Source organism: Methylotenera sp. 1P/1, from assembly GCF_000384355.1.
GTDB lineage: Bacteria > Pseudomonadota > Gammaproteobacteria > Burkholderiales > Methylophilaceae > Methylophilus.
Genome location: NZ_ARWC01000001.1, coordinates 2,579,701 through 2,592,606, shown reverse-complemented (window position 1 = coordinate 2,592,606; position 12,906 = coordinate 2,579,701). Strand labels below are relative to the sequence as shown.

The following is a 12,906-nucleotide window of genomic DNA, read 5'->3' as shown; positions in this document are numbered from 1 at the left end:
TAGTTATGTCTACTCTGCTCGCCAACATTTCATCCCCGCTAGACCTCAAAAAACTAGAGCGCCACCAGCTTCCGGAACTCGCTGCGGAACTACGCACTTTTTTAGTAGAAAGTGTGGCAAAAACGGGTGGGCATCTGGCCTCAAATTTAGGCGTAGTAGAACTGACTATTGCGCTGCACTATGTATTTAACACGCCTGAAGATCGTTTGGTGTGGGATGTTGGCCACCAAACATACCCGCATAAAATTCTGACTGGTCGGCGTGATGCGATGGATAATCTACGCAAGCCAAATGGCATTGCGGGCTTCCCCAGACGTAGCGAAAGCATTTACGACACCTTTGGCACCGGGCATTCCAGCACCTCTATTTCAGCCGCTTTAGGCATGGCAATAGCCGCTCGCGAAGCCAAGTCCGACAGGCGCAGTGTGGCCATTATCGGTGACGGTGCAATGACAGCCGGCATGGCGTTTGAAGCACTGAATAATGCCGGCGACATGGATGCCAATTTGTTGGTGATTCTCAATGACAATGACATGAGTATCTCTAACAATGTGGGTGCGCTCAACAACTATTTGGCACGCCTACTATCGGGCCGCTTTTATGACAGCGTACGACGCAGTGGTAAGAAAATGCTCGACATCGTGCCGCCGGTCAAAGAGTTTGCCAAGCGTGCAGAAGAGCATGCCAAAGGTATGGTGACACCAGGCACGTTGTTCGAAGAGTTTGGTTTTAACTATATTGGCCCCATTGATGGCCATGATTTACCAGCGCTACTAGACACCTTAAGCAATATTCGCGAACTCAAAGGCATGCAGTTCTTGCATATTGTGACGCAAAAGGGCAAAGGCTTTACCCCGGCAGAAGACGACCCCAACAAATACCATGGCGTGAGCAAATTCGACCCATGTAACGGCCTGACAACAGCCAGTGCTAGCCAAAAAACCTATACGCAAGTGTTTGGAGACTGGTTGGTCGATATGGCAGATCAGGATCCGGCACTGGTGGGCATTACCCCAGCCATGTGTGACGGATCTGGACTCAATGCATTTGCTGCAAAATATCCGCATCGCTATTTTGATGTCGGCATAGCTGAACAACATGCGCTCACGTTTGCTGCGGGCATGGCATGTGATGGACTGAAACCTGTCGTGGCCATTTATTCCACATTTTTACAACGCGCTTACGACCAACTAGTGCATGACATCGCCATCCAAAAACTAGATGTTTTACTGGCGATTGATCGCGCTGGGCTGGTCGGTGCCGATGGCCCCACCCATGCTGGCAGCTTTGATTTAAGCTATTTACGCTGCATCCCCAACATGGTCATCATGGCCCCTAGTGATGAAAACGAATGCCGACAAATGCTGACTACAGGCTATATGCACCCTGGGCCAGCAGCAGTGCGCTACCCCAGAGGCACTGGTACTGGCGCAATCATTAATCAAGCGTTAACAACATTGCCAATCGGTAAAGCTGAGCTAAAACGCCAAGGCAAGCAAGTCGCTATTTTAGCATTTGGCAGTATGCTGGCTGAGAGCCTACTGGCGGCAGAGGCATTGAATGCAACGGTAGTGAATATGCGCTTTGTAAAACCATTAGATATGTCCATGATTGAATCTATGGCCAAGCAACACCAACTGATTGTGACGGTTGAAGAAAATGCAGCCATGGGCGGCGCAGGTGCTGCAGTCATGGAAGCACTGCAAAGCCTATCTATTTACTGCCCTACACTTTGCCTTGGTTTGCCCGATACATTTATTGAGCACGGCGTACATGAAACTATGCTGTCCCAATGCGGTCTGAACGCAGAAGCCATGATTGAAACTATCCGTACAAAACTAAGCGTGCTGAACATCAAATGACGCGCAGTATCATTGCTTCACCAATATAATTTGCACGATAGGTATTGAGTTTAGGGAAGACGCCTCAATATAACGGATAAATAGTTTCAATTAACATTACAACGCATACAATACGTTGACGCATCCGAATTAACGCGTTAACTTAGGCGGCCCAATTAAAATAGCTGCCGCCGCTTTTGGAGATGACCTACATCATGAATCTACCCACACTACAAGGCATTGAAGACGTTCAGAACACGCCGGATGTACGCCACCTTGATATTAACAAAGTTGGCATCAAGTCTATCCGCCACCCTGTCATTGTCAAAGACAGATCTGGCGGCGAGCAAGCCACTGTGGCCGTATTTGATATGTACGTGCATCTACCGCACAACTTTAAAGGCACCCACATGTCACGTTTTGTTGAGATTCTCAACATGAACGAACATGCCATTTCGATTGAGTCTTTTGAGACCATTTTGCGTGAAATGGTCAAACGCCTAGAGGCAGAGTCAGGCTACGTGGAAATGCATTTCCCATATTTTATTAATAAATCCGCACCGATTTCCGGCGTAAAAAGCTTGCTGGATTACGATGTGACATTCATCGGTGAAATCAAAAATGGCGAATTCAGCATCACGGTAAAAGTATTGGTGCCTGTGACCAGCCTATGCCCATGTAGTAAAAAAATCTCTGATTACGGTGCGCACAATCAACGTTCACACGTTACCGTTACTGCTCTACTCAATGACTTTATGTGGCTGGAAGACATGATTGAGCTTGTAGAAAAACAGGCATCTTGTGAGTTATATGGCTTACTCAAACGTCCTGACGAAAAATTTGTGACGGAGCGCGCCTATGACAATCCGAAGTTTGTAGAAGATATGGTACGCGATGTCGCAGCACAATTGAATGCTGAGAAGCGCATCGATGCTTATGTGGTGGAGTCTGAGAACTTTGAAAGCATTCACAACCATAGTGCTTACGCTTTAATTGAGAAAGACAAACGCATTAAGTAGGTCGGTTATTGTGACTAATAAAAAACGGGCGAATGCCCGTTTTTTGTTTTATTTGTTGTTAGGTAATTGGGTTGCTAGCGAAGAGCACTGCTAATATTTTTTTGTGAGTGTCATCGTAGTATTGTCGCGCTTCATGTCCATTCGATTTAACGCTGACATGCCTAACAATACCACTTCCGGATATCCGCCCTCGTTTACTACTGCATCTACGTTATTCAACACAATACTGCCAATTTTAAGTGTATTCAATGTTACACGGTAGACCACTATTCTGCCGCCCGCAGTAGACGCTATACCTTTTTCGCCGTTTAAATAATTAATATTAGCACGTTTGGCATCTGCACTATTCAGCGCCACAGAAGTTGCACCGGTATCTACCACATAGCGTAAATTAGCACCATTCACCGTCGCATTACCAAAAAAATGGCCCGCAGAATCTGCGTACAAATTAACTGGTTGATTTTGTGTTGACTCTGCCCCGCCGCCAGCCGAAACGCCTTGTCCCATTTCCAGCACTTTAGTCTTACCTTCAATCAACAGTGTGGCTTGCTGACTGTCAGCGGCTACCAACTTCACTCCATTTTTTGTCTGCCCTACAGACAAGGTCTGTGGAGCGCTGCCATTGATGGTGACCAAAGCCTTGCCAGCAAACAGTCCCACTACATTTACTTGTGTATCAGCACTGGCCAATCCTGTCATACCCAACACTAGAACAGCGCTGATGCCGAACTGCATTAATTTACTCACTGAACATTCCCTTCGATGCAAATGGCTGTGCTAATTTCAAGCCCAGCATAATGACTACAAACCCTAATAATGGAAACGCGGCAGCAAGTGTAAAGGTATACTGCCCGCCTAAATATTGCAAGGCAAAGCCACCTGCCAATCCACCGACAGCGCCACCTACGCCATAAGCAACACTGTTATAAATGGCCTGCCCTTTCGCCTGATGGCGTCCATTAAAGAACTGGGTGATGACCTCTACCGATGCAGCGTGAAAACTACCAAACGTAAATGCATGTAAACATTGCGCCAATAACAATAGATAGACATGATCCGGTGTTAAGCCAATCATACTAAAGCGGATAACGGCTAACGCTAGGCTAATCAGTAAAATGGTCTTGAGCGTAAAGCGCCCCATGATTTTCGGCATCAGCATAAACACCACAATTTCACAGATGACACCGATGGCCCACAAAAACCCAATCATCGTTTTGCTGTAACCATGCTCGGCCAAGTAAATGGAGTAAAAATTATAGAGCACGCCATGCGCAGTCACCATCAGCGAGCAACCCACCAATAAGGCAATGACAGCAGGCTGTTTGATAATTTGCCACATTGAAAACTGATCATGGCTATGTGGGGCAACAACAGCCTCGGGTAACTTGAAGGTGAGCAGGTATAACACAACCTGCACCGACAATAAAAACCAAAGTAGGCTTTGAATGCCAAAGGCATCGATTAAAAAACCTAAAATAACCGCAGCCACAATAAAGCCTAGCGAGCCCCACATGCGTATGCGACTATAGTGTCCATTGGTGGTGGCCAAATGTGCCAGCACCAATGATTCAGACAATGGTAAAGTAGAACTCGTAAACAAGCTGAGCGCTGCCATCACAAAAAATAACGCCCAAAAACCATGCGCCCAAAATACTGCTATAAAGCCTATCAACCCAAGCGAAGCCGTGAGCTTAATCCAAACGACACGCTGCTTAGTATGATCCGCCAGCCAACCCCAGAAATTGGGCGCAAAAATACGGCTAATTTGAAATAGCGACATCAGGATACCGATATCAGCAGCCGAAAATTGTTCGGACTGTAAATACAAACCCCAGTAAGGTACAAAAGCACCTACGAAGAAATAGTAGATAAAGTAAAAGCGGGAAAGATTCGCGTGGAGAGCGTGACTCACAGCAAGTAAAATCGCTGATTAGCTTAAATCACTGGTGTGGTCGTCACTACATCTGCATTTTGGCCACGATGGCGTAACGCATGATCGATCAGCACTAGGGCAAGCATTGCCTCTACAATCGGTGTCGCACGAATACCCACACAAGGGTCATGTCGGCCTGTGGTTTGCATCAGTATCGGTTCACCGGTTTTATCGATGGAGTTACGTGGCTGCGGGATACTGGAGGTTGGCTTAAACGCAATATTGACGACGATTTCTTGCCCACTGGATATGCCGCCCAATACGCCACCAGCATGATTGGTTGCAAAACCTGTTGGCGTCAATTCATCAGAATGCACGCTGCCGCGCTGAGCAACAGAGGCAAATCCTGCGCCGATTTCCACCCCTTTTACCGCATTAATGCCCATCATGGCGTAAGCAATTTCAGCATCCAGTCTATCAAATATCGGCTCACCCAAACCGACTGGCACATGTTCAGCCACCAAAGTGATTTTAGCGCCGACAGAATCACGCTCACTGCGTATTGTGTCTAAATACGCTTCTAACTTAGGCATGATGTCCATATTCGGCGAAAATAATTTATTTTCCGGATCATTTAAACAATCCCAGCTAACAAACGGAATATCAATTTCACCGAGCTGACTGAGGTATGCGCGAATTTGTATGCCGTACTTTTGCTTGAGCCATTTCTTGGCAATTGCACCTGCAGCAACACGCACTGCTGTTTCTCGTGCACTTGAACGGCCGCCGCCGCGATAGTCGCGAATGCCGTATTTTTGGGTGTAGGTATAGTCGGCATGTCCCGGGCGGAACGTGTCCATGATCTTGCTGTAATCCTGGCTGCGTTGATCTGTATTACGAATCAACAAGCCAATAGGCGCACCTGTGGTTTTACCTTCAAACACCCCCGATAGAATCTCCACCGTATCTGCTTCATTACGCTGCGTTACATGACGAGAGGTCCCTGGTTTACGGCGATCCAAATCTATCTGTAAATCCTCTGCAGACAGCGCTAATCCTGGGGGGCATCCATCCACTACACCGCCAATTGCGGGTCCATGTGATTCACCAAACGAAGTGAGCGTAAATAAGGTGCCAAAGGTATTGCCAGACATAAATCACTTTCGATAACGTTTATCGATTATTCTAGCATATCTCAGCTTTTCAGCCCTTGTATCCACACTGTATATACAGACTGCGCAACAGCATTCAAAGCCGTGACCCGCTCAGGCAATATGCGCTGAATCTCGTCAAGTGCTTGCACGCCATTGCTCGTAATAGAGGCCTCCACTTCGGCACGGCCAGTTTCGCACCATACTTTGACCATGTCTGATGTCATTTCAATATGGCATTGAAAGCCCAAATGCTTACCCAAGGCGTATGCTTGGTTAGCGCAATGCTCGCTCGTCAGCAAATGTGTTGCACCCTCAGGCAGGGTAAAGGTTTCGCCATGCCAGTGAAAACTTAAAAATTGCTTGGTGTCACCAAACCATTTCTTCGCCTCGGCATGATCCCCCACCACTACATTGCCCCAGCCAATTTCTTTATAAGGGTTTGCACTCACCATACCGCCGAGTGCTTTACTCATCAATTGCCCACCCAAGCAATGCCCAAGCACTGGAATATCCAGCCTCACAGCCTCTTGAATCAACACCTCCGCATGTTTAATCCATGGCAAATCATCATTCACACTCATGGGCCCGCCCATAAAGACCAAACCACTAAATGCAGTGGCAGAAGGTGGCATCACCTCACCCAAATCAATGCGCACCTCGCACCAAGGAATCGCATTTTGCTCCAAAAAAGTGCCTAAATAGCCTGCACCTTCTGTTCGGGCATGCCTAAAAATACAAACCGGTTTCATTGTTACCCTTTTAACTTTCAATCACTCTGTAATGACCAAGCAAGATTCCGTCCAAGTTATAACGCCCGATTGCATATCGGATCAAACGCAAGGTTGGAAAGCCTATGTTTGCCGTCATCCGCCTTACTTGGCGGTTTTTACCTTCACTGATTTTGATTTCCAGCCACGTAGTAGGAATTGCCTTGCGTTCTCGAATCGGAGGGTTTCTTGGCCACAACTGATCTGGTGTTTCAATTATCCGCACTTGTGCCGGTTGCGTGACAAAATCGCCTAAATCCACCCCGCTTAAAAGTGGCATCAAATCTGCTTGAGTGGGAACGCCTTCTACTTGCGCCCAGTAGGTCTTGATTTCTTTGTGTTTTGGATGGCTTAAACGGTGTTGTATTGCGCCGTCATCAGTTAAAATAAGCAATCCTTCGGAATCGGTATCAAGCCTACCTGCCGCGTAGACGTTTGGGATAGCAATAAAGTCTTTTAACGTTGGATGCCCGACCGTACCATCTTGTAATCGATGAGTGCTAAACTGACATACAACGTTAAATGGCTTATTAAACAAAATCAACATATTAGGAATTTAGTAATGGCATCAAAAAATCAATCTACAAAGTATCAGGTTCCTGCTATCGGCACTAAAATCACAGTCAACGCCGACAATACGCTTAACGTACCGAATGATCCTATTATCCCATTTATTGAAGGGGATGGCATTGGTATTGATATTACGCCACCCATGATTAAAGTGGTGGATGCAGCGGTCAATAAAGCTTACGGCAACACACGTAAAATCAGCTGGATGGAAGTTTTTGCCGGCGAGAAATCCACGACGATTTACGACAAAGACACATGGTTATCTGACGAAACCATGAAAGTGCTGAAAGACTATGTCATTTCTATTAAAGGCCCGTTGACTACACCAGTAGGCGGTGGCATTCGCTCACTCAACGTGACACTGCGTCAAGAGCTTGATTTATATGTTTGCTTACGCCCGATTCAATACTTTACCGGCGTACCTAGCCCGGTAAAACATCCAGAAAAAACCGACATGGTGATTTTCCGCGAGAATACGGAAGACATCTATGCAGGCATTGAATGGGCAGCCGGCAGTGAACAAGTCAAAAAAGTAATCAACTTTTTAAGCGATATGGGCACGCTCAAGAAAATCCGCTTTCCAGAATCTTCCGCCATCGGCATTAAACCGGTGTCTATCGATGGCAGCAAGCGTTTGATTCGCAAAGCGATTCAATACGCCATTGATAACAACCGCAAATCCGTGACCATCACCCACAAAGGTAACATTATGAAGTTTACCGAAGGTGGTTTTAGAGACTGGGGCTATGAATTAGCCAAAGAAGAATTTGGTGCGGTGCCGATTGATGGTGGCCCATGGTGCCAACTGCCAAATGGCATTGTAATTAAAGACTGTATTGCCGATGCATTCTTGCAAGAGATTTTGTTACATCCAAGCGATTATGATGTCGTAACCGCACTTAATCTTAATGGCGATTACATGAGCGATGCCTTAGCGGCGCAAGTCGGTGGCATTGGTATTGCACCAGGCGCAAACTTATCAGACACAGTTGCCATGTTTGAAGCCACACATGGTACTGCCCCAAAAATTGCCGGTAAAGATTTGGCCAACCCAAGCTCATTGATTTTATCAGCCGAGATGATGTTGCGTCATATGGGTTGGACTGAAGCAGCTGATTTGATTCTCAATGGCGTGAGCAAAGCCATTGCCAGCAAAAGTGTCACTATCGATTTTTCATCGCAGATGGAAGGTGCGACCCAAGTGGGCACCGCGCAATTTGGTGATGAGATTATTGCCAATATGTAATTAGCCACGCAATGCAGCAGTAAAAAAAACGGCTCGCATCGCGAGCCGTTTTATTATTTGATATTGCTATAAAAGACTTAAGCCTTTTGAATATTTGATGCTTGCTTGCCCTTAGGACCTTCGGTCACTTCAAAGCTCACGCGCTGGCCTTCTTTTAGGCTCTTGTAGCCAGATTCAACAATTGCTGAAAAGTGTGCGAATAAATCATCGCCGCCATCATCTGGAGTAATAAAACCAAAACCTTTTGAATCATTAAACCATTTTACGGTACCTGTTGCCATTTCTACTTCCTTACATAAAACATAGGGGGGCGCCCCAAAAAGTTTGTCTCAAGAACTCAAGTCGCAATAATGCAAATTCAAAAAACTTAAATTAAAGACGGCTACAAAAAACTCGAACGCAAACACCTGCGAACTTTATATGTTACAAATTGTAAAAAGTCAAGACTTTTTTACAGTGTTGCTAATTTGTCAAGTGAAATCGTAGCTAAAATACAAAAACCTTGTAAAAACAACGGCATTAACTTTACAAAAAAAAAGTTAAAGTGCATTATTGCTCGATAATTAAAATATTCTTTAACAACAAAGAATTAAAATAGAGATTAAAAGCGAATTATTACGAATGGCGACCACATCACCACCCAGTAAATTAAGCGGTATTGCACGCATGCTTGTTCAGGAAAAACTCATTTCCGAAGAAGAAGCAAACACTGTGCAGAGCCAAGCTAACACTCAAAAAACTCCATTTATCTCTCAAATTATTGCCAGTAAAAAAATATCTGCGGAAAAAATCGCCGAAACCTCCGCACGCGCTTTTGGCTTTCCCTATATAAACTTAGATGCCATCAATACCGATTACTTGCCAGCCAAGTCGATAGACCCGAAACTGATGCAAGCCAACCGTGTGTTTGCGCTACAAAACCGCAACAATGTGCTGTATGTAGCCATTTCAGACCCCACCAATCTGCATGCTTTAGATAGTGTGCAATTCCAGATGGGCATGACACTCTCACCCGTGGTGGTGGAAGATGACAAGCTTAGCAAATGGATAGACCGCATCGTTGAATCCAAGGACACTTCTATGTCATCTTTGGATGTGGGGGACGACTTTGATTTGGACATGGGCGGCAACGATCAGGAAGATGAAGTTGAGATCGCCCTTGAAGTGGACGATGCGCCGGTTGTTAAGTTTCTACAAAAAATGTTATTGGATGCCATCAACATGGGCGCCTCCGACTTGCATTTTGAACCTTATGAAAAGTTTTATCGCATTCGTTACCGCGTAGATGGTGAATTAAGAGATATCGCACAGCCGCCATTGGCGATTAAAGATAAACTGGCCTCCCGCATCAAGGTCATTTCAAATCTGGACATCTCTGAGAAACGCATTCCGCAAGATGGGCGGATGAAACTGACGCTATCCAAAACCCGTACTATTGATTTCCGCGTGAGCACATTGCCGCTTATCCATGGAGAAAAGATTGTGATGCGGATTCTGGATCCGACCAGCGCCACGCTTGGGATTGAAGCATTGGGCTATGAGCCAGAACAAAAAGAAGCGCTACTAAAAGCAGTCAGTCGGCCTTATGGTTTAGTACTGGTGACCGGGCCAACTGGATCAGGAAAAACAGTTTCGCTCTACACCTGTTTAAATATTCTTAACAATCCTAGTGTAAATATCTCCACCGCAGAAGACCCGGCCGAAATTCCACTGGCAGGGATTAACCAAGTCAACGTCAATGACAAGCAAGGCTTAACGTTTGCAGCTGCGCTTAAATCATTCCTGCGCCAAGATCCTGACATTATCATGATTGGTGAGATTCGCGACTTGGAAACTGCCGATATGGCCATCAAAGCTGCTTCTACCGGCCATATGGTGTTGTCTACTTTGCATACCAATGATGCGCCATCCACTTTGACCCGCCTAATGAATATGGGCGTTGCGCCGTTTAATATTGCATCAGCGGTTTCATTGATTACTGCGCAACGTTTGGCCAGAAGGTTATGTAAAAACTGTAAGGTCCCACTGACGCTTCCTAAAGAAGCTTTATTGAGCGTGGGTTATAAAGAAGCAGATTTAGATGGTAGCTGGCAGCTTTACGGCCCCAAAGAAGGCGGCTGCGAAATGTGTAATGGTGGTTATAAAGGCCGCGTGGGAATTTACCAAGTGATGCCCATTACTGACGCCATTAGCCGCATCATTATGACCAATGGTAATGCGCATGACATTGCGGATCAGGCGAAGCGCGAAGGTGTTAAAGACTTACGTGAATCTGGCTTACTTAAAGCCAAGCAAGGGCTCACTTCCATTGAAGAAGTGGAAGCTGTGACCAATGAATAACACTAGCACACCTCAAAGATGAGAAGGATAGAATAGATGGCGGCTAAGACAGTAAAACAGATTACCTTTTTGTGGGAAGGCAAAGACAAAAGAGGCAAAATTATCAAAGGCGAGATACGCGCTTCTGGAGAGGCTGTCGTTAATGCAACCTTGAGACGTCAAGGCATTACGGTCACCAAAGTCAAAAAACAAAGTAGCTTTACCTCTAAGGGGAAAATTACAGATAAAGACATTACCCTGTTTACACGCCAGCTTGCTACCATGATGAAAGCAGGTGTGCCGTTGTTGCAAGCATTTGATATTGTGGGCAAGGGTCATAGCAACCCTCAAGTCTCTAAATTATTGGCTGACATTAAAGCTGATGTTGAGACCGGCAGTAGCCTGAGTGCTTCTTTCAGGAAATATCCACTCTATTTTGATAACTTGTTTTGTAACTTGGTTGGCGCAGGTGAACAAGCAGGCATTTTAGATACATTACTAGACCGCCTCGCCACTTACAAAGAAAAGATTCTTGCCATTAAAAGCAAGATTAAATCAGCACTGGTTTACCCTATCTCCATTATTGTAGTAGCGTTTATCATTACTGCAGTCATTATGATTTTTGTGATTCCGGCTTTTAAAGAACTCTTTAGTAGTTTTGGTTCCGAGCTCCCAGCGCCCACGTTAATTGTCATGAACATTTCCGATATCTTTGTAGAATGGTGGTGGGCCATTTTCGGCTCCATTGGATTTGGCTTATGGTTCTTTTTCTACACGTGGAAACGCTCAGAAAAAATGCAACACACCATGGATAGACTTATTCTCAAAGCGCCTATTTTCGGAGAACTCATTAGAAAGGCTACCATTGCACGTTTTGCTAGAACGCTTTCCACCATGTTTGCGGCTGGCGTACCTTTGGTCGAAGCGCTGGACTCTGTAGCTGGCGCATCAGGAAATCGTGTCTATTACGATGCGACTAAGCGTATCCAAAGTGAGATCAGTACCGGAACAAGCTTAACCGTAGCGATGCAAAACGCTGATGTCTTTCCCAACATGGTGTTGCAAATGACAGCCATTGGCGAAGAGTCAGGGGCATTAGACTCTATGTTATCCAAAGTGGCTGACTTTTATGAAGCTGAGGTAGACGATGCGGTAGCGGCCATTTCCAGCCTAATGGAACCAGTGATTATGGTCGTACTTGGCGGCCTCATTGGTGGCTTGGTGATTGCCATGTACATGCCGATCTTCAAACTGGGTCAAGTAGTCGGCTAATCCGAATAGGACATACCATCAAAAAAGACAAAGGCCAACTGCTCTCAGTTGGCCTTTTTTTATATCTACCGACGACAATACCAATTACTTTGCTTTAGTCGCTGCTTGTAAATAACGTTCAATTTCTTTATGCGGCTGCGCGCCCAACATGCGTTTGCCATCCGCAAAGAACAGCGTAGGTGTGCTAGTCACCCCTACTTTTCTCGCCAATTCACCTACACGCTCCAGTGGCACCTCACACTTGGCAGCAGAGGCAGGCAATTGATTATTAAAAATCCAGTCGTTCCAAGCTTTGACACGATTCGGCGCACACCAAATAGTTTTCGATTTATTGGCTGCATCTGGATGCAAGCTTTCGATTGGGTACAAGAATGTGTAGATGGTCACGTCGTCAATATTAGTCAGCTCATTCTGCTCTAAACGTTTACAAAATGGGCAGTCAACATCAGAAAACACGACCAATTTGCGGCTACCATTTCCCTTGACTACTTTAATTGCCTGATTCAACGGCAGTGTATTAAAATCAATCTTAGTCAACTCTTCCAATCGCTCACCAGTGATGTCTTTCTTTGTTTTCGGGTCCACCAAGCGGCCTTCGGCAATTAAAAAACTCAAGCGTTCATCGGTGTAAACAATTTGGCCGCCCATGAAGACTTCGTACAAACCAGGATAAGGCGTTTTGGTGACGCTATCTATTTTAAATTTAGGGTAAGCTGCTTCAATCGCTTTTTTAAGCGAAGCTTCGTCCGCCACACTGATTCCGGAAACGCTCATAGCCATTAACGCGGCCAGTACATATTGTTTAAATTTCATACTTCACTTTCTTAAAAAATTCGCCATCTACC

The 12,906-nt window shown here is 45.6% G+C and carries 12 protein-coding genes; 5 read left to right on the top strand and 7 right to left on the bottom strand.

Annotation, left to right across the window (positions count from 1 at the left end; all coding sequences use genetic code 11):
- Positions 1–5 precede the first annotated feature (5 nt).
- Positions 6–1,862, top strand: a complete 1,857-nt coding sequence (gene dxs, locus A3Q3_RS0112580; RefSeq protein WP_020183949.1) for a 1-deoxy-D-xylulose-5-phosphate synthase — start codon at positions 6–8, stop codon at positions 1,860–1,862.
- Between the two features lie 182 nt (positions 1,863–2,044).
- Positions 2,045–2,860 carry a GTP cyclohydrolase FolE2 gene (gene folE2 / locus A3Q3_RS0112575; protein WP_020183948.1) on the top strand — a complete coding sequence of 272 codons (816 nt, stop codon included), beginning with the start codon at positions 2,045–2,047 and terminating at the stop codon, positions 2,858–2,860.
- A gap of 90 nt (positions 2,861–2,950) precedes the next feature.
- On the opposite strand, the gene A3Q3_RS0112570 is transcribed toward folE2, so the two are convergent.
- From A3Q3_RS0112570 to A3Q3_RS0112550, 5 genes are read right to left on the bottom strand one after another with little or no spacing between them, the layout of a single operon-like run.
- Positions 2,951–3,595 (bottom strand): TIGR02281 family clan AA aspartic protease, encoded by a 645-nt coding sequence (locus tag A3Q3_RS0112570; protein ID WP_020183947.1) that lies wholly within the window; start codon positions 3,593–3,595, stop codon positions 2,951–2,953.
- 4 nt (positions 3,596–3,599) lie between these two features.
- A complete protein-coding gene (locus A3Q3_RS0112565) occupies positions 3,600–4,772 on the bottom strand; it encodes an MFS transporter (RefSeq protein WP_026361919.1) in 1,173 nt (390 codons plus the stop codon).
- A 23-nt stretch (positions 4,773–4,795) separates the two neighbouring features.
- Positions 4,796–5,887 (bottom strand): chorismate synthase, encoded by a 1,092-nt coding sequence (gene aroC / locus A3Q3_RS0112560; protein ID WP_020183945.1) that lies wholly within the window; start codon positions 5,885–5,887, stop codon positions 4,796–4,798.
- Between the two features lie 41 nt (positions 5,888–5,928).
- A complete protein-coding gene (locus A3Q3_RS0112555; protein ID WP_020183944.1) occupies positions 5,929–6,636 on the bottom strand; it encodes a type 1 glutamine amidotransferase in 708 nt (235 codons plus the stop codon).
- Between the two features lie 10 nt (positions 6,637–6,646).
- The gene (locus A3Q3_RS0112550) at positions 6,647–7,201 is read right to left on the bottom strand and encodes a pseudouridine synthase (protein ID WP_020183943.1); all 555 of its coding nucleotides are present in this window, start codon (positions 7,199–7,201) and stop codon (positions 6,647–6,649) included.
- Between the two features lie 15 nt (positions 7,202–7,216).
- On the opposite strand from A3Q3_RS0112550, the gene icd reads away from it, so the two are divergent.
- Positions 7,217–8,470, top strand: a complete 1,254-nt coding sequence (gene icd, locus A3Q3_RS0112545; RefSeq protein WP_020183942.1) for an NADP-dependent isocitrate dehydrogenase — start codon at positions 7,217–7,219, stop codon at positions 8,468–8,470.
- Between the two features lie 77 nt (positions 8,471–8,547).
- Here the strand turns inward: icd and A3Q3_RS0112540 are convergent, their stop codons facing one another.
- Positions 8,548–8,751 (bottom strand): cold-shock protein, encoded by a 204-nt coding sequence (locus A3Q3_RS0112540; RefSeq protein WP_020183941.1) that lies wholly within the window; start codon positions 8,749–8,751, stop codon positions 8,548–8,550.
- Between the two features lie 340 nt (positions 8,752–9,091).
- On the opposite strand from A3Q3_RS0112540, the gene pilB reads away from it, so the two are divergent.
- Together pilB and A3Q3_RS0112530 are read left to right on the top strand one after the other, a co-directional pair.
- The gene (gene pilB, locus A3Q3_RS0112535) at positions 9,092–10,810 is read left to right on the top strand and encodes a type IV-A pilus assembly ATPase PilB (RefSeq protein ID WP_020183940.1); all 1,719 of its coding nucleotides are present in this window, start codon (positions 9,092–9,094) and stop codon (positions 10,808–10,810) included.
- A 36-nt stretch (positions 10,811–10,846) separates the two neighbouring features.
- Positions 10,847–12,061: a type II secretion system F family protein gene (locus A3Q3_RS0112530; RefSeq protein ID WP_020183939.1), complete on the top strand. Its 1,215-nt coding sequence runs from the start codon at positions 10,847–10,849 to the stop codon at positions 12,059–12,061.
- Between the two features lie 84 nt (positions 12,062–12,145).
- Here A3Q3_RS0112530 and A3Q3_RS0112525 read toward each other — a convergent pair whose 3' ends face one another.
- Positions 12,146–12,874 (bottom strand): DsbC family protein, encoded by a 729-nt coding sequence (locus tag A3Q3_RS0112525; protein ID WP_020183938.1) that lies wholly within the window; start codon positions 12,872–12,874, stop codon positions 12,146–12,148.
- Between the last annotated feature and the right edge of the window lie 32 nt (positions 12,875–12,906).

Excerpts from the sequence above, each read along its gene's own strand:
- dxs (WP_020183949.1), top strand. The coding sequence starts at position 6 with ATGTCTACTCTGCTCGCCAACATTTCATCCCCGCTAGACCTCAAAAAA.
- folE2 (WP_020183948.1), top strand. The coding sequence starts at position 2,045 with ATGACCTACATCATGAATCTACCCACACTACAAGGCATTGAAGACGTT.
- A3Q3_RS0112570 (WP_020183947.1), bottom strand. The coding sequence starts at position 3,595 with ATGCAGTTCGGCATCAGCGCTGTTCTAGTGTTGGGTATGACAGGATTG.
- aroC (WP_020183945.1), bottom strand. The coding sequence starts at position 5,887 with ATGTCTGGCAATACCTTTGGCACCTTATTTACGCTCACTTCGTTTGGT.
- A3Q3_RS0112555 (WP_020183944.1), bottom strand. The coding sequence starts at position 6,636 with ATGAAACCGGTTTGTATTTTTAGGCATGCCCGAACAGAAGGTGCAGGC.
- A3Q3_RS0112550 (WP_020183943.1), bottom strand. The coding sequence starts at position 7,201 with ATGTTGATTTTGTTTAATAAGCCATTTAACGTTGTATGTCAGTTTAGC.
- icd (WP_020183942.1), top strand. The coding sequence starts at position 7,217 with ATGGCATCAAAAAATCAATCTACAAAGTATCAGGTTCCTGCTATCGGC.
- A3Q3_RS0112540 (WP_020183941.1), bottom strand. The coding sequence starts at position 8,751 with ATGGCAACAGGTACCGTAAAATGGTTTAATGATTCAAAAGGTTTTGGT.
- pilB (WP_020183940.1), top strand. The coding sequence starts at position 9,092 with ATGGCGACCACATCACCACCCAGTAAATTAAGCGGTATTGCACGCATG.
- A3Q3_RS0112530 (WP_020183939.1), top strand. The coding sequence starts at position 10,847 with ATGGCGGCTAAGACAGTAAAACAGATTACCTTTTTGTGGGAAGGCAAA.
- A3Q3_RS0112525 (WP_020183938.1), bottom strand. The coding sequence starts at position 12,874 with ATGAAATTTAAACAATATGTACTGGCCGCGTTAATGGCTATGAGCGTT.